Genomic DNA, 17,412 nt, shown 5'->3' with positions numbered 1-17,412 from the left:
CATCGTTGGGTTTTACAACAACGAACGGCTGCACTCGAAACTGGGATATCTGCCACCGACCGTTTACGAACGGGCGATGGCGTCAAAATCACCTATCGAGGTGTCCGGAATTAGTTGACCACTACACATGTTCCTCCCTGATCAAAACTGACTTCCAGACACCGAAGTATGGAAGAGGAAAGGAACGGACAACCTATATCAGGAGGCTGAGTGGTGGCGCCCATGCTGGGCGCACAAGTGAGTCGCCGTAAGGGCGAAACCCTAAGCGGCCGTTACCGCAGGAATGGATATACACCCCCGCGGAAACAAGACCCAAACTCAGGCCAGGCTTTTGCTGACCACTTCAAACACATCACTCGACAACTGACCCGAAGCGCGAATCCGCTCCAGCTCACCTTTCATCAACGCCTGACGCGCATCGTCATACTTGCGCCAGCGCGTCAGCGGCGCCAACTGCCGAGAAGCGATCTGCGGGTTGAACCCGTTCAGCTCGATCACCAGATCCGCGAGAAACCGATAACCCGAACCATCGGCCGCATGGAAGTTGATCAGGTTCTGCCCGGCAAACGCGCCGACCAGCGCCCGCACCTTGTTCGGGTTCTTGATGTTGAATGCCGGATGCTGCATCAACGCCTTGACTCGCTCCAGACCACCAGGCAACACACTGCCGGCCTGGACGCTGAACCACTGATCCATGACCAGCGGATTATCCTTGAAGTGCTCGGCAAAACTCGCCAGTGCCGTGGCCTTCTCTTCTTCGAACGACGAATTCACCAACACCGCCAACGCCGTCAGGCGCTCGGTCATGTTGTCGCTGGTCTCGAACTGCTCAAGCGTCGCCGCCAACACTTCCGGTTTACCGCTGAGCATCAGGTACGACAGAGCAATGTTCTGCAACGCGCGACGAGCGAAGTGCTCCGCCTCGGCTACATACGGGGTTTTCTTCGACAGATCGCGATTGGCCTGATAGCGCAGCCACAACGCCTCGAGCAAACCTTCTGCCAATTGTTTACGAGCAAACTCGCGAGCGATGTGAATGGCGTCAACGTCAGCCACTTCGCTGATCTCGGTCAGATACGCCTCGCCCGGCAGCGAGAGCATTTCCGCGACCATCGCCTGATCCAGCGTCTCGTCAGACAGCACGGTACGCAAGGCAGAAATCAGACGCTGATCCAGCACCAGTTTCTCGCCCTTTTGCTGCTGAGCAATCAGCTCTTGCAGCACCTGAACCGATAATTGCTGACCCGCATCCCAGCGGTTGAAACCGTCGCTGTCGTGCTGCATCAGGAACATCAGCTGATCGCGGTTGTACGGGAAGCTCAGTTTCACCGGCGCCGAGAAGCCACGCAGCAACGAAGGCAACGGTTGTTCAGCAATGTCGACGAAGGTGAATGTCTGCTCGGCTTCGGTCACCGAAATGACCCGTGAGGTGCCCTGAGCGCTGGCTTCGCCGAAAAGACGCAACGCAATGGCCGCGCCTTTGGCGTCCAGCAGGCCCAACTCCACAGGAATCACGAACGGCAGCTTCTCGACCTTGTCCGGGGTTGCCGGGCAGCTCTGGCGGAACGTCAGACTGTAGGTTTTCGCCGCCGCGTCGTAGGACTCGCTGACTGCCAGGCGCGGTGTGCCAGCCTGGCTGTACCAGCGTTTGAACTGGGTCAGGTCGACACCGTTGGCGTCTTCCATTGCTTTAATGAAGTCGTCGCAGGTCACGGCCTGGCCGTCATGGCGTTCGAAATACAGGTCGCTGCCTTTGCGGAAACCTTCGGCGCCGAGCAAGGTATGGATCATGCCGACCACTTCCGAACCCTTTTCGTACACGGTCAGGGTGTAGAAGTTTGAAATCTCGATGAAGCTGTCCGGGCGCACGGCGTGGGCCATGGGACCGGCGTCTTCGGCGAACTGGTGGGTCCGCAGGTACGCCACGTCCTGGATGCGCTTGACGGTGGCCGAGTTCATGTCGGCGGAGAAACCCGAATCGCGGAACACGGTGAAGCCTTCCTTGAGCGACAACTGGAACCAGTCGCGGCAGGTCACGCGGTTGCCCGACCAGTTGTGGAAGTACTCGTGGGCAACGATCGCCTCTACCCGCTGGTGTGCAGCGTCGGTGGCGGTTTCGGCGCGGGCCAGCACGGCACTGGAGTTGAAGATGTTGAGGCCCTTGTTCTCCATGGCGCCCATGTTGAAGTCGTTAACCGCGACGATCATGAAGATGTCCAGGTCGTACTCGCGACCGTAGACCTCTTCGTCCCAGCGCATCGACTTCTTCAGGCTGTTCATGGCGTGCTGGCACTTGTCGATGTTTTCCGGCTCGACATAAATGCGCAGTGCCACGGAGCGATCGGTCATGGTGGTGAAGGTGTCTTCGACGCACCACAAATCACCGGCCACCAGCGCGAACAGATAGGCAGGTTTCTTGAACGGATCTTCCCAGGTCGCCCAGTGCCGGCCGTCTTCGCCGGGACCTGAGGCAATCGGGTTGCCGTTGGACAGCAGCACTGGATAGCTGTGCTGCTCGGCGACGACCGTGGTGGTGAACGTACTCATCACGTCCGGACGGTCGAGGTAATAGGTGATCTTGCGGAAGCCTTCGGCCTCGCACTGGGTGCAGAACATCGTGCCGGATTTGTACAGGCCTTCCAGCGCGGTGTTGGTTTCCGGGTGGATCTTGACGCTGGTGTCGACCGTGAAGGTGGTGCTGGTCGGGTGCAGGGTCAGGTGGTTTTCCGTCAACTGATAGTCGGTGGCGGTCAACTCTCTGTCGGCCAAGGTGACCGACAGCAATTCAAGCTGTTGGCCATCCAGCACCAGCGGCGGCAGGCCCGGGCCACGTTCAGGATTGCGGCGCATCACCAGTTGCGCATGGACCAGGCTGTGGTCCTCGAACAACTCGAAGGTCAGGTGCGTCTCGTCGATCAGGTACTCGGGCGCCTGATAGTCCTTCAGGTAGATCATCTTCGGTTGTTCGGTGCGCATGCTGGAGTCCTTACTGATGCACGGCGAGCTGGTAGGCCGTGTATTTACGAATATTGATTACGCCGGTGTCGAAAATCAGGTACTGGCCCTTGATTCCCAACAGCGTGCCTTCGGCGATCGGATTCTTGTCCAGGTTGAAGCTGACGATTTTGGCCGGGTATTGCTCGACCGGATAGCGGATTTCGAGCGTTTCTACATCGGCAATAGTCTGGATTGCTTGTAGGCCGAATCGTTCCTGCAAGCTTTGCAATCCTTCGGCGCAACTGTCGAACAGCTGATCACGAACCTGCGCCAGGTCGACCGACACTGCGTCGCCCTTGAGTAAAGCACGCCAGTTGGTCTTGTCCGCCACCTGACTGCGGAAAAGGTCTTCGACGAAGCCCGACTGCTGACGGGTCGAAACGCGCATGATCGGCAAGGCCTGACGGGCGCCCTGATCGATCCAACGGGTCGGCAGCTGAGTGGCGCGGGTGATCCCGACCTTCACCCCCGAAGAGTTGGACAGATACACAATGTGATCCGTCATGCAGAACTTCTCGCCCCACTCCGGCTCACGGCAGGTGCCAGCGTCATAGTGGCAACGCTCCGGGCTCATGATGCAGATGTCGCATTGGGCCAGTTTGGTCATGCACGGGTAGCAGTAACCCTGACTGAAACTGGTTTTGGTCTTGCGTCCGCAATGGGTGCAGTGAATCGCTCCCAGGTATTCCAGGCGCACCGTGGTCCCGATCAAGGGATTGACCGGCACCTCGACGTCGTCCAGACGAAACGCGTACTGCACGTTCGGCCCGTCAAGGCGCGCCGACATTTTGCTGATTGCACCGCGGCCAATCTCGATCAATGGACGGCATCCGATTTGAACAGGATATTCGGCACTTCGATTGACTTGGAGCCGCACTCCTGCACGCCCATGTAACCGGTGCGCTGGTCTTCGGGCAGGTTCTGGATTTCCCAGGCGATCATCGCTTGCAGCGACAGTTCGCGTTGTTCGGCGGTGAGTTTGCCACCGTCGGACCATTTACCGATTTCCACCGCCAGTTTCAGGCTCTGGTAGATATCAGGGGTGATGTTGTTGATCATTTCGTTAAAAGAGGACATCAAGGGCTCCGCGCTCTTTAATACATAACGGTTTTAGGCGGCCAGTTTACGGCGGTTGTACAAACCACCCAACAAGCCGGTCAAGCATCCGACGAGCAACCCGCCGACGTGGGCCGCATTGGCAATTTCACCGAAGCCGATCATCGAGACCAGCCCGGACAGGCACAGCAATAGCCACACCAGCATCATCACCAGCACGCCCCGCGGCAGGCGATAAGCCGGGTTTGGCGACAACAGCTGAAAGATCCAGCAATGCCCGAGCAGGCCGTACAGCACTCCGGACAAGCCGCCAAACAGCGTCGGACCACTGAAAACAAACTGGGCGTAGTTCGAGACCAGGCCGAACAGCAACGTCAGGCCGATCAGGTTGATACTGCCCTGGCGCGACTCGATGCGTCGCCCCAGTTCCCAGTACCACATGCCGTTCATGGCCAGGTGCAGGATGCCGAAGTGGATCAGCATCGGCGTCACCAGACGCCACCATTGCCCCGCCGCCAGGCTGTCCGCCAATGGCACGAAATGGATGTACTCGCCGACAATGCGAAAATCGAGGAAGGTCAGCCAGCGCAACGTGTCGAGGTTTTCGCCCAGAAGCGTCACCGCGCCGACAAGCAGGCTCAGCAGCAACACGAACGCTGTCGCCTTGGCGTGGCGCAGTTGCTCGACGAAACTTGGGCGCTTTATGGTTTGCGCCACCGGAATGTCCAGCTGTTGATCAGGATCACCGGCCGGGAAGCGTTCGTACAACGAGCGCACGTCTTCGCTAATGCTGGCCGGTACCCAAAGCACTTGCTCCCCCGCCTCTTCGCTGACTCGATGCGGCACCTGCATACGCTGCAACAGTTTGACGAACCCGCTCAAGTCCACCGCCAGCGGCAGCCGTAAAACGGCAACGGTACTCATCGCAGCACCTCCGGCCGCTCGACATCGACCCAGACGAATTTGTGCGGGTCGAGGCGGGTTTCCTGGTCCAGACGGTAGGCGACCAGCTTGCCGTAGAGCACCGCGCTGTAATCCAGACAGGCCAGGTTCGGCCGGATCGGCACCGGTTTGCCGCTGCGCCAGTAATGGCCCACGAACAACAATGGTTCATCGACGCCATAGCGCAGCAAGGTGTTTTTTTCGGTGGACGACAGCGGCGTCCGGGCCACGGGTTCGGGCAGGGCGTCAGGCTGGAACACAATATCTCCGTAGGTTTGCGGGTCGTCTTCCCAGAACTTGGTGCGGAAGAACGAACGCGTCAGGCCATCGCCGCTGGTCATGGTCAACCCGTGAGGCAAGCGCATGTCGGTGCCGCGCAGCAGGCGGTCGAACACGGTACAGGCGAAACTGCCTGGCACCGCGGAGGCCTGGAGGAAGTGCTCGTCGACGCAACCGTCAGGGAACAGGGCTCGCAGCGGTTCGATAAGCCCCGCGTCCCAGCAGGCATGCACCACGCGGAAACGCCCGGCATCGACGAACAATGGCATCTCATAGAACCATTGCAGGAAATCATGCCAGTCAGCCGGATGGTCTTCGAATTGGGTCAGGGTTTCGTTCAGCAAACGGGCATGGCGCGGAGTGTGTTCACGCACGAACTGCTTGCTGCTGCCCGGAGGCGCCGGCGTGCTCCAGCCGAGGGCGTTGAATTCATGGTTGCCCATGATGCACAGCGCCTGGCCGGCTTCGACCATGTCGTGAACGATGTGCAGCGCCTCACGAATCCGCGGCCCGCGGTCGATGATGTCGCCGACGAACACCGCCATACGCGACGGATGCCGCCAGACGCCACCGTTTTTTTTATAACCGAGCCGGTCGAGCAAGTGCTCAAGGGTCAGAGCGCAACCGTGCACGTCACCGATCAGGTCGTAGCTTCGCGCGGGATCGAGCATCAGTCGCCTCCACCACCCAACTTGCTGCCCCAGCCGAGTTTGGTCCGGCAGACTTCATAGTAGTTGTGGTCTAGTGGGTGAATCAGCCGCAGTTTCTGGGCCTTCTTGCTGATGGTGATGGTGTCACCCGGCGCGCAGGTGAAATGGTTCTGCCCGTCACAGGAGACTTGCGGGTAAATCTGCATATCTTTGGACACGACGATTTTCAGCTCACTGTTGCCATCGACCACAATCGGCCTGCCCGACAAGGTATGGGGGTACATCGGCACAATCACAATAGCGTCTAGCTTGGGATGCATGATCGGCCCGCCCGCCGACAGCGCGTAGGCCGTCGAACCGGTGGGCGTGGCGACGATCAGGCCATCGGCCTTCTGGCTGCAGACGAACTGGCCGTCGATGTACAACTCGAACTCGATCATCCGCGTCGATTTGCCGGGGTGCAGCACTACGTCGTTCAGGGCGTCGCCCTGACCGATGGCCTCGGCGTGGCGGCGGACTTCGGCTTGCAGCAGGAAGCGGTTTTCCACCAGATAGTGGCCGTCGAGCACCTCGGCGACTTTGACTTCCAGCTCATCGGGGCGAATATCGGTCAGGAAGCCCAGGCTGCCACGGTTGATGCCGAGCACCGGAATATTGTGCCGGGCCAATGCCCGCGCGGCGCCCAACAGGCTGCCGTCACCACCGACCACAATCACCATGTCACATACTTCGCCGAGCATCTTGCGCGACGAGGTTTGCAAGCCATGACCCGGCAGCACTTCGGCGATGGTGTCTTCGAGGATCACGTGCAGGTGACGGTCGAGCAGAAACCGTTTCAGTCGGCGAACGGTATCCAGCACCTGAGAACTGCCCAGGCGACCGATGATGCCGATATTACGAAATTGCTCCATGAGGTTCCTGCGCGGCGGCGAAAAACACGATTATGGGTGAAAGCGTGGGATAGACAAAATCCTTTCAGCCACAACGGTGTACTCACGATTGAGGCTATGCTCGCAAGATGATCCTATTTCCCGATTTGCTGCAGTTACCCCACCAGTTGCGCCACCCCGAAGTGCGCGACCTGGCCTGGGTCATCCTCGCGCCGCCGATGCTTGGCGTCACGACGTGGCCGCAGCGTCATCCGCTGACCGGCAGCGACTGGGTACAAGCGCCGGAGCGGCTGGAACGGTGGCTGCGGCAACTCGATCACGACAGTTATGACTTGCTGCACTGGCTGGCGCAGGCCCGAACCCGGCGATTGGGCTTGTACTACGAACGCCTCTGGCAATACGCCGTGCGGCACGCGCCGGGTATCGACCTGATTGCCGCCAACATGCCGATCCGCCGCGAAGGCCACACGCTGGGCGAGCTGGACATGCTGCTGCGCGATCGTGACGGCGTGCATCATCTGGAACTGGCGATCAAACTTTACCTTGGCCCGCAAAATGGCGACGGTCACGACACAGCGCAGTGGCTCGGCCCCGGCTGCCATGATCGGCTGGACCGCAAACTGGCCCATCTGACTCAGCATCAATTGCCGATTTCGGCGCGCCCGGAGAGCCGCGAAGTATTGGCGGCGCTGGATATCCAGCAGTTCAGTGCGCATTTGTGGCTGGGCGGCTATTTGCTGTATCCGTGGCCGGGACCGGCCGAGCCACCGAATGGCGCACATCCCCAGCATTTACGCGGTAGCTGGCTGCACCAGAAGGACTGGGCAGACTTTGTCGTGCAACGCCCGTTCGGTCGCTGGCAACCCCTGCCCCGCCATGCCTGGCTGGCGCCGGCGCACTATCCGGTGGAGCAGACCTGGAGCACTGAACAGCTGAATGCCTGGCTCAGCGAGCTGGAGCCACTGGCCCCGGCGCAGTTGCTGGTGCGACTCACAGAAAACGCCCAGGGCGATTGGGAAGAAGCCGAGCGGCTGTTTCTGGTGGCGGATCTTTGGCCTGACGTTCCTGGCAGTGGCTGAGATTTGTGGTGACGAGCGGCATAGTGAAGACAGTTGCTCCCACATTTGATCTCCTTATACCGAAGATCCCTGTGTGCGAGCCTGCTCGCGAAGGGGCCGCCGCGGTCTATACCGATAACCGCAAAGCCAGCGCCGCCAACGTCACCAACAACACCGGCACCGTCAGCACAATCCCGACCTTGAAGTAATACCCCCAGCCGATCCGAATGCTCTTGCGCTCCAGCACATGCAACCACAGCAACGTCGCCAGGCTGCCGATCGGCGTAATCTTCGGCCCCAGGTCGCTGCCGATGACGTTGGCGTAGATCATCGCCTCCTTCACCGTCCCGGTCGCCTGGCTGGCATCGATTGATAGCAGACCGATCAGCACCGTCGGCAGATTGTTCATCATCGACGACAGCAGCGCCGTCAGCACGCCCGTGCCAATGGCCGCGCCCCACACGCCGTAACCGGCAAAACCATCCAGCCATACGGCCAAATACCCCGTGAGCCCCGCGTTGCGCAGGCCATACACCACCAGGTACATGCCCAGCGAGAAAATCACGATATGCCAGGGTGCTTCTTTGATGACTTTGCGGGTGGAAATCTTGTGACCACGGGCGGCAATGGCCAGCAGCAACGCCGCGCACACCGCAGAAATGGCACTGATCGGAATCCCCAGCGGTTCCAGCGCGAAGCAGCCGAGCAGCAGAATCACCAACACGGCCCAACCGGCATAAAACGTGGCGTTGTCGTGGATCGCAGAAGCCGGATGCGCCAGTTGCTCGGGGTCGTAATCCTTGGGGATGTCACGACGGAAAAACCACATCAGCATCGCCAGGGTCGCCGCGACACTCACCAGGTTGACCGGGATCATCACCGCCGCGTAACGATTGAAACTGATGTGGAAGAAGTCCGCGGAAACGATGTTCACCAGGTTCGACACCACCAACGGCAGGCTTGCCGTGTCGGCGATAAAACCGGCGCCCATGACGAACGCCAGGGTCGCCGCCGGGGAAAAGCGCAACGCCAGCAGCATGGAAATCACGATGGGCGTGAGAATCAGCGCCGCCCCGTCATTGGCGAACAACGCCGACACCAACGCGCCGAGCAGCACCATATAAGCAAACAGCTTGCGTCCGCTGCCCCGCCCCCATCGGGCCACATGCAACGCCGCCCAGGCAAAGAATCCTGCCTCGTCCAGCAGCAGACTGATGATGATCAAAGCGACAAAGGTGCCAGTGGCGTTCCAGATAATCTGCCACACCAGCGGGATGTCGCTGAGGTGTACGACCCCGAAAATCAGCGCAAGTACCGCGCCGAATACCGCACTCCAGCCAACGCCAAGGCCTTTTGGCTGCCAGATCACCAAGGTGATGGTCAGCAGGAAAATCAACGATGCGATCAGCATGCAACAGCAGCCTGTAAACAAGGGCAGCTAAAATAGCGCAGATCACCAGGCCCATGTAACCGCTAACCTCACAACCGAATCACATGCCCCTCCACCGGCGCGATCTGACCATGGAACAGCCGGGTAATCACGCTCTGCGCGGCTTCATAGCCTTTGCTCTCGACCACTTCCAGCAATGGTTTATCAGCCGCCGTCAACCGCCGGTAGAAATGCTGCAAACCCTCACCAATATGCTGACTGCCCCCTCCCGACCCCCACTCGGCATTGCGCTTGCGGATCTGGATCGGCGCAAAAAAGAACACTGGTTGCGGCCCCTCAATGGCCGTCAATCGCGCCTCATCGGTGCTTTGCACAGAACCGGCGAAGCAGCTGTAAACCAACCGCCCGGCAAAATGCTGGTGGACCTGATCCCGTAAATCCAGGTCGCCCGAAAAATCCACATACAACGTAGGACGGTCATTGGCCAGGCTCGCCAGTTCTGCGTAGGACACCGTTCGCTCGTAACAACCGAGCTTTTCGACAAAGGCCTGGTTTCCGGCAGAGGTCCGTGCCACTCGCTCCAGTTCGGGATGATTTTCCAGGTAGACCGCTGTGCCTTAGGCGGTTTTGCTCGAAGCGCTGGAGAACACCAGCCGGGCTGCACCAAAGAACTGATTGTCCTGAAGGAAATCCGCGAGCATCGATGACGTCAGGAAAAGTGGCTTGAGCAATATCTGCAGGTTTTCGGATTCATGGCTGTAATACGGGTCCCGACTACAACGGGTGTACGGGTTGTACGCTGACATCAGCGCCTGCCGATGCTCGCTGGCATCATAGAAACCACGCTCGGTCACCCGTTGACTATGAACTGATGCCCCTCGAACACCAGATCGCCGAACCCAAACACCATCGGCGAGTGTTCCAGGAGTTTTCGCAGTAGTGGCGCGAAGCCTTCGCAGCCTGTACCGATTTGCCCGTTTGCCCTTCAAAAACAACCATTGATGCCTGGCTAATCACGGCTTGGGGCGGTCGCGGTTATTGGGTCACCGCACAACCTGCGGCGGCGCAAACCGCCGCATTGCTGCTGGAGATCGAATCGATGATCTGTGGCCGGCTCCGTGGCTAAATGAGCGTCATTGCTTTTTATGCTGCTCAACCCACTGTCCATAAGCATTGATGAATTTTTGCAAAAACGGTTTCAGCGACTCGGACAGGTTGCCCGCCTCGTCGAACGCTGTACCGGCGCCGCTCAGGTAGGCTTCCGGTTGCTGCATGCAAGGCACATCCAGAAATACCATGGACTGGCGCAGGTGGTGATTGGCGCCAAATCCGCCGATAGCGCCCGGCGAGGCACTGATCACGGCACCAGGCTTGCCGCTCCAGGCACTCTTGCCATAGGGACGCGAACCCACATCGATCGCATTCTTCATCGGCGCTGGCACCGAACGGTTGTATTCGGGGGTCACGAACAGCACCGCGTCGGATGAGCTCACTTGTTGCCGGAAAGTGCTGTAGGCTGCCGGCGGTGAAGCACCATCGATGTCCTCGTTATAGAGCGGCAGATCGCCGATTTCGACGATAACCAATTTGAGATTGGCAGGCGCCAGCTCGGCCAGGGCCAGCGCCACCTTGCGATTGATCGATTCCTTTCTCAAGCTGCCGACCAGTACAGCGATCGTATAGACGTTGCTCATGGAAGATTCTCGACTGTCCGATGGAAAGAGCTTGTAGTTATAGATGACGATTCAACCAGTGGGCGACTGAAAAACGCCGCCCCTGACTATTTTTTTCCTGTAGGAAAACTTACCTCGCCCAACCACGGTCTACAGAGCCGCAAATTGAGTGATTTATCCCCAGAGGTTCTAAGCAGATGGCAGCAGTACTCGTCGGTCAGTTCCATGCAAGAGACGCGGAAGGCCGCGTTTATTCCGTGCATGAGTTCCAGGAATCCACCCCGTCGGCAGACGGTCTCACGGGCTCGGTGCCTGTCACCACTTATAAGCTGGCCATTGGCGACCGCGTACGGAAACTCGATGACAACCAGTTTTTGCTGGTGCAGTCGGACGTGACCATCGTGCGCGAACCCGACACCTATGTCGGTAACCTGCCGGAAACCAACGTCGCTTCATAACCCCGTGTTATGAGCAGAAGTCATATGCGCGCACTTGAGTTAGGATTCAGCCATTGACTCCCTCACCTGCTGAACATGGACTTCACGCATGCGTTTACGTCATATCGAAGTGATCCAGGCGCTCTTGCAGACCGGTCACCTGGGCACCGCCGCCGAATGGCTGCAGTTGCCTCTGGCCGAAGTCGAAGGAATTCTGCGCGACGCCGAGGATCAGTTGGGTTTCATGCTGTTTTCCAGCGTGCGTGGACGCTTGCAGGCCACGCGCGAGGCGCGGGAGTTGCAGGTCCAGATCGCCCACGTCTATGAAGCGCTCGAGCCGGTCCAGCGTCTGGCCAACAGCCTCAAGCAATATCAGGCTCCGCCCTTGCGGATCGTCTGCACACCGCCCCTGGCACAGCAGCTATTGCCACAGAGCATTGCCGCCCTGCGCCGACGACTTCCTGACGCACCTTGCACCCTTCTGAGTCAACCTACCCGCGAGATCGTCAGAAACCTGCTGCTGCGCGAAAGCGATCTGGGGCTGAGCCTGCATGACCCCGATCACGCCGACATTCATTGCCAGGCGATCGCCCAAGGCAAACTTCAGCTGCTGGCACCCCACGGCTGGTTGCAACCCAAACAAAAGTACATCTCGCTGCAAGACCTGGCCGGCCAATCGATGGTGGGCCTGGAAGGTCATGATCCGCTGAGCCCGGCGCTGGAAAACAAGCTGTATGCCCTGCGCCCTGCGCCGGTCATTCAAACCCGGGTACAGACTCACCAGATGATGCGCAGCATGGTCGAGGCCGGTGAAGGCCTGGCCATCGTCGACCCGTTCACCGCCCTCGGGGCCAAATCGGCCGGGCTGGATGCCTGCCCGCTGGCGCCGGCCGTGCCGATCAGCCTTTATGCCTTGACCCTCAAGAATGGCGAGCCATCGCCAGCGGTCCAGGCATTGCTGGGCATCATCACGGAACAAGCCGTGGCGATGTTGGCGAGCTAGGCAGGATTTCCAGCGGGTTATCGAACAGTCGATACCAGAACAGCGCCACTTCGGCGGTGTTCGGATCGATTCCGCGATAACGCAGATGATCGATTCCACCCAAGACGTAACCGCGGCGCTCATAGAGCCGGCAGGCCCCCAGGTTGTTGTTCTGGGTTTCAAGCATGATGCCCGGCAGTTTCTTTTTGCGGCTCCAGAACTGCGCCACATCCAGTAACGCCTTGGCCACACCATGTCGGCGCGCCGGCGCATGCACCGCCAACTCGTCGATATGGGCAAAGCCGTTCCAGTTGGTGCTGACCACCAGATGACCCACGGGCTCATCATCGAGATAAGCCATGAAAATCGCGCTGTCAGCGGCATTGCGGAAACTGCTGAACTCCTCGGGATCAATGCCGTAGCACTTGCGATAGGGCGTGATCGGCGTCACCGGCCACTGCTCCACCGGTTTGCCGATTTCGGCTGCGCCGTAGGCCGCGACTTCAAAACTGAAATCACTGCCCCAGATGTAGGCTGCAAAACCATCGTCGGCAACGCGCACCGACAGCCCTGGGCATTTCGGATTCATGATCGGTTGCATACTGGGAAAGGTCCTCATTCCTTGATGCAATCAACGGTGTAATGCCGTCCATTGCCCTCGTCTTCGTGTTGCAATCCGTGCACATCAGCGACAAACCCCGGGAAGCTGCTATCGAACGTGCGCGCAAATGCTAGGTAATCGATGATCGAGCGCGTCGACTCGGTAAAGCGCTCGCCGGGCATGATCAACGGAATCCCCGGCGGGTACGGCACCAGCATCGCCGCGGCGATCCGCCCATCCAGAGCATCGATCGACACCGCTTCAACCTCGCCTCGCACCAATTGATCATAGGCGTCAGACGGCTTCATGGCGATTTCCGGCAGCACCGTGTACATGCGCTTGAGGTGTTTGGCCGTGGCATTGCTGCGATAGCAGGCGTGCAATTGATCGCACAGATCGCGCAAACCCATGCCCTGATAGCGCGCGACATTCTCTTGTGCCACGCACGGCAGGCACGTCGCGAGGCTGACATTGGCATCGTAGCTGCGCTTGAACTCCAGCAACTCGGTCAGCAGCGTGCTCCATTTGCCCTTGGTGATGCCCATGGAGAACAGCACCAGGAACGAATACAGCCCGGTCTTTTCAACGACCAGCCCCCGCTCCCAAAGGAATTTGCTGACCACCGCCGCCGGAATCCCGCGCTGGCTGAGGGCGCCGCCTGCCGTCAGGCCCGGCATCACCAACGTGACCTTGATCGGGTCGAGTAGCACGTAATCGTCGGTCACGCCGCCAAAGCCGTGCCAGTCGGCGTCGGGTTGCAGCAGCCAGTCCTTGGTGACCACGCGGTCGATGCCTTCCACCGACGGCGGTTGCCAGATGGAAAACCACCAATCGTCAGCGGCGATGTGCTGGCGCAAATTGGCCAGCGCCCGGCGAAAACTCAGCGCTTCGTCGAACATTTCCTGCAACAGCGATCGCCCGGCCGGGCCTTCCATCATGGCCGAAGCCACATCCAGCGAAGCGATGATGCTGTACTGCGGCGAGGTAGAGATGTGCATCATGAACGCTTCATTGAAGCGATCCCGATCCAGCTGCCGCGCGCCGCCGTCCTGGACGTGAATCATCGATGCCTGGCTAAACGCCGCCAGCAGTTTGTGGGTGGAATGGGTGGTGAACACCAGCGGGCCGTCTTCACTGCGGGAAGTGCCCATGCCGTAACGCCCGGCGAAGAACTCGTGAAACGCTGCGTAGGCGTACCAGGCCTCATCGAAGTGTAAGACCTCGACACTGTTGCCCAACTGCTGCTTGATCAGCTCAGCGTTGTAGCAGAGGCCGTCGTACGTCGAATTGGTCACCACCGCCAACTTGACCTTGGGCGCCCGGCCCTTGGTCAGCGGGCTGGCGTCGATCTTGGCCTGAATCGATTCGCGGCTAAATTCGCTCAATGGAATCGGGCCGATGATCCCCAGCTCATTGCGCTCCGGGCACAGGTACAGCGGAATGGCGCCGGTCATGATGATCGAATGCAATATCGACTTGTGGCAGTTGCGATCCACCAACACCAAGTCATCGCGAGCGACCATCGAATGCCAGACGATTTTGTTGGCGGTCGAGGTGCCATTGATCACGAAGAAGGTGTGATCGGCGCCGAAATTGCGGGCAGCACGGGCCTCCGCTTCTGCCAGCGGACCAGTGTGATCGAGCAAAGAACCGAGTTCCGGCACCGACACCGACAAATCGGAACGCAGGGTATTTTCCCCGAAGAACTGGTGAAACGCCTGACCCACCGGGCTCTTGTGGTACGCCACACCGCCGCCATGGCCGGGCGTGTGCCAGGAATAGTTGGAGTCGGCCGTGTGCTGCACCAGCGCTTTGAAAAACGGCGGCAGCAGACCATCCAGGTATTTGCGTGCCGCTCGAGCGACCTGCCTGGCCAAAAAAGGCACGGTGTCTTCGAACAGATAAAGAATCCCGCGCAGCTGATTGAGTTCGGCCATGGCGTCGGCCGGAGCGTTCTCCAGGGTCACTTGCTCACCCAGCGCGAAGATCGGCAGGTCGGGCGCACGCACCCGCGCCAGGCCAATCAGCTCGGCCATGTTGTGCAATAGATGAGAGTGAGTGCTGGCGTCTTCGGCCGCAATCAACATGCAGGAAAGACCGTGATGGGTCGAGGCAACCAGACGCCCTTCGGTGTAATCCACCGCCGAGACAATGCTGAAGCCTTCCTGCTCCAGCTCCCGGGCGATGCCACGCACGCGATCACCGGCGACGGTGTCGGCCTTGATGTCGCGATGGACGATCAGGACCGGGAATTTCAAATCTTTATACATGAGGCTCAGTGTCCTGAGGCGGCAGACCGTGGTCCGCCAATCACCTCAGGGTAGAGGGTTCGAGCGCATGTGGCGAGTGCGGCGCCCCGAAGGAGGTCATCGGGCGCACCATTGTGTGGCAAAAAAATCAGGCTTGAGCCTTGGCCTCGGCCAGTTGCTGCCAGAGCGACGGGGCGCCGGCGGATTTGGCGATGGCTTCCAGGCGTGCCACGTGTTGGGCCAGGTCATCTTCGCTGGCACGGATGATACGCGTCGGTCGACGATCGACCGGCAGGCGGCGGATCTCGGTGGCGGAATTGTCCGCACCTTCTCCGGAACCGTTGCCATCGGAAGCATTACCAGCCAGGGACAGGCTGGTCTGGCCGCCCGTCATGGTCAGGTAAACGTCGGCGAGGATCTCGGAGTCGAGCAAGGCGCCGTGCAGTTCACGACCGGAGTTGTCGACGCCATAGCGTTTGCACAAGGCGTCGAGGCTGTTGCGCTGCCCCGGGTGACGTTCCCGGGCCATCATCAGTGTGTCGAGGATCGAGCAGTGCTGCGTGATGTCCGCACGATCGTGCTGGCCCATCAGGGCGAATTCGTTGTTGATGAAGCCAACGTCGAACGCCGCGTTATGGATGATCAGTTGCGCACCCTTGATGAATTCAAAGAATTCATCGGCCACTTCAGTGAAGCGCGGCTTGCCGACCAAAAATTCGTTGGTGATGCCGTGGACGCCAATGGCGCCTTCATCACTCTCGCGGTCCGGTTGCAGGTAAACGTGGAAATGCCGGCCCGTCAGGCGCCGACCGATCAACTCGACACAACCGATTTCGATAATCCGGTGGCCGTCGGTCACCGGCATGCCGGTGGTTTCGGTATCGAGTACTACCATCCTGTTAGCTGTATTTGTGTAAACCGTCATCGCTACCTGCCTATAAATACGCCCTGAATCTTAACATATCGAAAGAGAATCATCACAAGGACCAACGACGAGATGTAAACACTCCATACCTTTCCATCAAAGTACGCCAGAGTGTAAACATGACTTTTACAACCAAGACTTTCATTGCGAGCAACGGTGAACGCTTCTCTCAGCTCCACGAAGCTGATGAACCTGGTTTCCCTTTATTTTACCCAACTGCGTACATCCTCCGCGCTGTGCGACCCTCCGCTACCCACGAAACGCAAAAGGTCCATCTCGCGGTGATAAAGCGAATCTGTGAGTGGGAGCTCACCAGAAACATCGATCTGGCCATGAACTTTCAAGCTGCCAAATTTCTCAGTGCTGCGCAGATCGATGACTTGGCGAACTATTTGCGCGCCAGCAAGCTGGGTGACAAAGGAGATGTCATTAGCAGCCCAAAATACAACACATATGTCGCTTATTCCGCTGATTATCTGCGCTGGCTGGCACAAGAGGTCATCACCGAGTCAAACACCCCCAACATCAGGGATGCAATTGAGGCGCAAAATACATTGCTACTCAGTAAAAAGAGGAGAAAAGCAGGCTCAAAATCTGCACGCGAGCGAAGAATTGTGGCTGCGAAACTGCCTGCGGAAGCCCGCAACCGACTTCTGGACCTATTCGGCCAACCTTTTGAGGACATTCAGAATCCGCAGGACTTTGGGCCTAGGATGCGTAATGTCGTAATGCTGCGCGTTCTTTACGAAACGGGCATGCGATTAGGCGAGTTACTGAGTTTGAAACTCAAGCACTTCATCGAAGCAGGTGGCAGTGATAGCGCCTACCTGGACATTGAACGCAACCATAATGATGTGCTCGACAATCGACTAAATCAGCCAGTTGCTAAAACTATGGGGCGCAGATTACCAATATCGGAAAGTCTCGAAGAACAGTTAATGGAATATCTAAACAATTGGCGAGCTGAAGTTAAAGGAGTCGGATTTTCGGATGATGCCTTTATTTTTGTAGTCCATCGTGGAGGTGCTAGTCAAGGTAAAGCACTCCCCAAGACTGCGTTTGGTACAGGCCTTGCGAATATCAAGAAATCCTATCACTCCATGAAGTCGGTGCACCCTCACTTATTGAGACATGATTGGAACTACCGCTTTTCTAAGCTAGGGAAGGTCTGAAGTACCCACCGATTTTTCATGCCCTCTCTGCTTGAGGTTCAAAAAATCATGAGTCGGTCGAAAAACAGGCCTTTCCTGTCCTTAATTCATGGTTCTTTCCTCTAGTCGCGC

15 protein-coding genes and 1 pseudogene are annotated in these 17,412 nt (G+C 58.7%); 4 read left to right on the top strand and 12 right to left on the bottom strand.

Annotation, left to right across the window (positions count from 1 at the left end):
• Window positions 1–318: 318 nt before the first annotated feature.
• The 6 genes from pepN to FQ187_RS28740 are packed head-to-tail and all read right to left on the bottom strand — an operon-like array spanning window position 319 to window position 6,835.
• Window positions 319–2,976, bottom strand: coding sequence for an aminopeptidase N (gene pepN, locus FQ187_RS28765; RefSeq protein WP_149632072.1), 2,658 nt, complete (start codon window positions 2,974–2,976; stop codon window positions 319–321).
• A gap of 10 nt (window positions 2,977–2,986) precedes the next feature.
• A complete protein-coding gene (locus FQ187_RS28760; RefSeq protein WP_102614773.1) occupies window positions 2,987–3,817 on the bottom strand; it encodes a DUF2797 domain-containing protein in 831 nt (276 codons plus the stop codon).
• Window positions 3,814–4,074, bottom strand: a complete 261-nt coding sequence (locus FQ187_RS28755) for a YeaC family protein (protein ID WP_008152127.1) — start codon at window positions 4,072–4,074, stop codon at window positions 3,814–3,816. The genes FQ187_RS28760 and FQ187_RS28755 overlap by 4 nt, the downstream gene beginning before the upstream one ends.
• Window positions 4,075–4,107: 33 nt before the next feature.
• Window positions 4,108–4,977, bottom strand: a complete 870-nt coding sequence (locus tag FQ187_RS28750; RefSeq protein ID WP_149632071.1) for a rhomboid family intramembrane serine protease — start codon at window positions 4,975–4,977, stop codon at window positions 4,108–4,110.
• On the bottom strand, window positions 4,974–5,948 hold the full coding sequence (locus FQ187_RS28745) for a metallophosphoesterase (protein WP_371925564.1): 975 nt from the start codon (window positions 5,946–5,948) through the stop codon (window positions 4,974–4,976). The genes FQ187_RS28750 and FQ187_RS28745 overlap by 4 nt, the downstream gene beginning before the upstream one ends.
• Window positions 5,945–6,835, bottom strand: coding sequence for an NAD(+) kinase (locus tag FQ187_RS28740; RefSeq protein ID WP_007906781.1), 891 nt, complete (start codon window positions 6,833–6,835; stop codon window positions 5,945–5,947). Before FQ187_RS28740 ends, FQ187_RS28745 begins: the two co-directional genes overlap by 4 nt.
• A 107-nt stretch (window positions 6,836–6,942) precedes the next feature.
• On the opposite strand from FQ187_RS28740, the gene FQ187_RS28735 reads away from it, so the two are divergent.
• Window positions 6,943–7,893, top strand: coding sequence for a DUF1853 family protein (locus FQ187_RS28735; protein WP_149632069.1), 951 nt, complete (start codon window positions 6,943–6,945; stop codon window positions 7,891–7,893).
• Between the two features lie 106 nt (window positions 7,894–7,999).
• On the opposite strand, the gene FQ187_RS28730 is transcribed toward FQ187_RS28735, so the two are convergent.
• From FQ187_RS28730 to FQ187_RS28715, 3 genes and pseudogenes are all read right to left on the bottom strand, one after another.
• Window positions 8,000–9,283 (bottom strand): arsenic transporter, encoded by a 1,284-nt coding sequence (locus tag FQ187_RS28730; RefSeq protein WP_149632068.1) that lies wholly within the window; start codon window positions 9,281–9,283, stop codon window positions 8,000–8,002.
• Between the two features lie 68 nt (window positions 9,284–9,351).
• Window positions 9,352–10,116 (bottom strand): annotated as a pseudogene (locus FQ187_RS28725) (DUF2855 family protein).
• 279 nt (window positions 10,117–10,395) lie between these two features.
• The gene (locus FQ187_RS28715) at window positions 10,396–10,956 is read right to left on the bottom strand and encodes an NADPH-dependent FMN reductase (RefSeq protein WP_149632067.1); all 561 of its coding nucleotides are present in this window, start codon (window positions 10,954–10,956) and stop codon (window positions 10,396–10,398) included.
• Between the two features lie 176 nt (window positions 10,957–11,132).
• On the opposite strand from FQ187_RS28715, the gene FQ187_RS28710 reads away from it, so the two are divergent.
• On the top strand, window positions 11,133–11,393 hold the full coding sequence (locus tag FQ187_RS28710; protein ID WP_074876303.1) for a hypothetical protein: 261 nt from the start codon (window positions 11,133–11,135) through the stop codon (window positions 11,391–11,393).
• A gap of 88 nt (window positions 11,394–11,481) precedes the next feature.
• Window positions 11,482–12,375 carry a LysR substrate-binding domain-containing protein gene (locus tag FQ187_RS28705; protein WP_149632066.1) on the top strand — a complete coding sequence of 298 codons (894 nt, stop codon included), beginning with the start codon at window positions 11,482–11,484 and terminating at the stop codon, window positions 12,373–12,375.
• On the opposite strand, the gene FQ187_RS28700 is transcribed toward FQ187_RS28705, so the two are convergent.
• From FQ187_RS28700 to dnaQ, 3 genes are all read right to left on the bottom strand, one after another.
• Window positions 12,341–12,955 carry a GNAT family N-acetyltransferase gene (locus FQ187_RS28700; protein WP_149632065.1) on the bottom strand — a complete coding sequence of 205 codons (615 nt, stop codon included), beginning with the start codon at window positions 12,953–12,955 and terminating at the stop codon, window positions 12,341–12,343. The genes FQ187_RS28705 and FQ187_RS28700 overlap by 35 nt on opposite strands.
• 14 nt (window positions 12,956–12,969) lie before the next feature.
• A complete protein-coding gene (locus FQ187_RS28695) occupies window positions 12,970–15,225 on the bottom strand; it encodes an Orn/Lys/Arg decarboxylase N-terminal domain-containing protein (protein ID WP_149632064.1) in 2,256 nt (751 codons plus the stop codon).
• Window positions 15,226–15,352: 127 nt separating this feature from the next.
• Window positions 15,353–16,129 carry a DNA polymerase III subunit epsilon gene (gene dnaQ / locus FQ187_RS28690; protein ID WP_371925563.1) on the bottom strand — a complete coding sequence of 259 codons (777 nt, stop codon included), beginning with the start codon at window positions 16,127–16,129 and terminating at the stop codon, window positions 15,353–15,355.
• Between the two features lie 119 nt (window positions 16,130–16,248).
• On the opposite strand from dnaQ, the gene FQ187_RS28685 reads away from it, so the two are divergent.
• The gene (locus FQ187_RS28685; protein ID WP_149632062.1) at window positions 16,249–17,301 is read left to right on the top strand and encodes a site-specific integrase; all 1,053 of its coding nucleotides are present in this window, start codon (window positions 16,249–16,251) and stop codon (window positions 17,299–17,301) included.
• The last annotated feature ends 111 nt before the right edge of the window (window positions 17,302–17,412 follow it).

The organism is Pseudomonas sp. ANT_J28 (assembly GCF_008370005.1).
GTDB classification, from domain to species: Bacteria; Pseudomonadota; Gammaproteobacteria; order Pseudomonadales; family Pseudomonadaceae; genus Aquipseudomonas; species Aquipseudomonas frigoris.
This window is presented reverse-complemented; position numbering and strand designations above follow the sequence as displayed.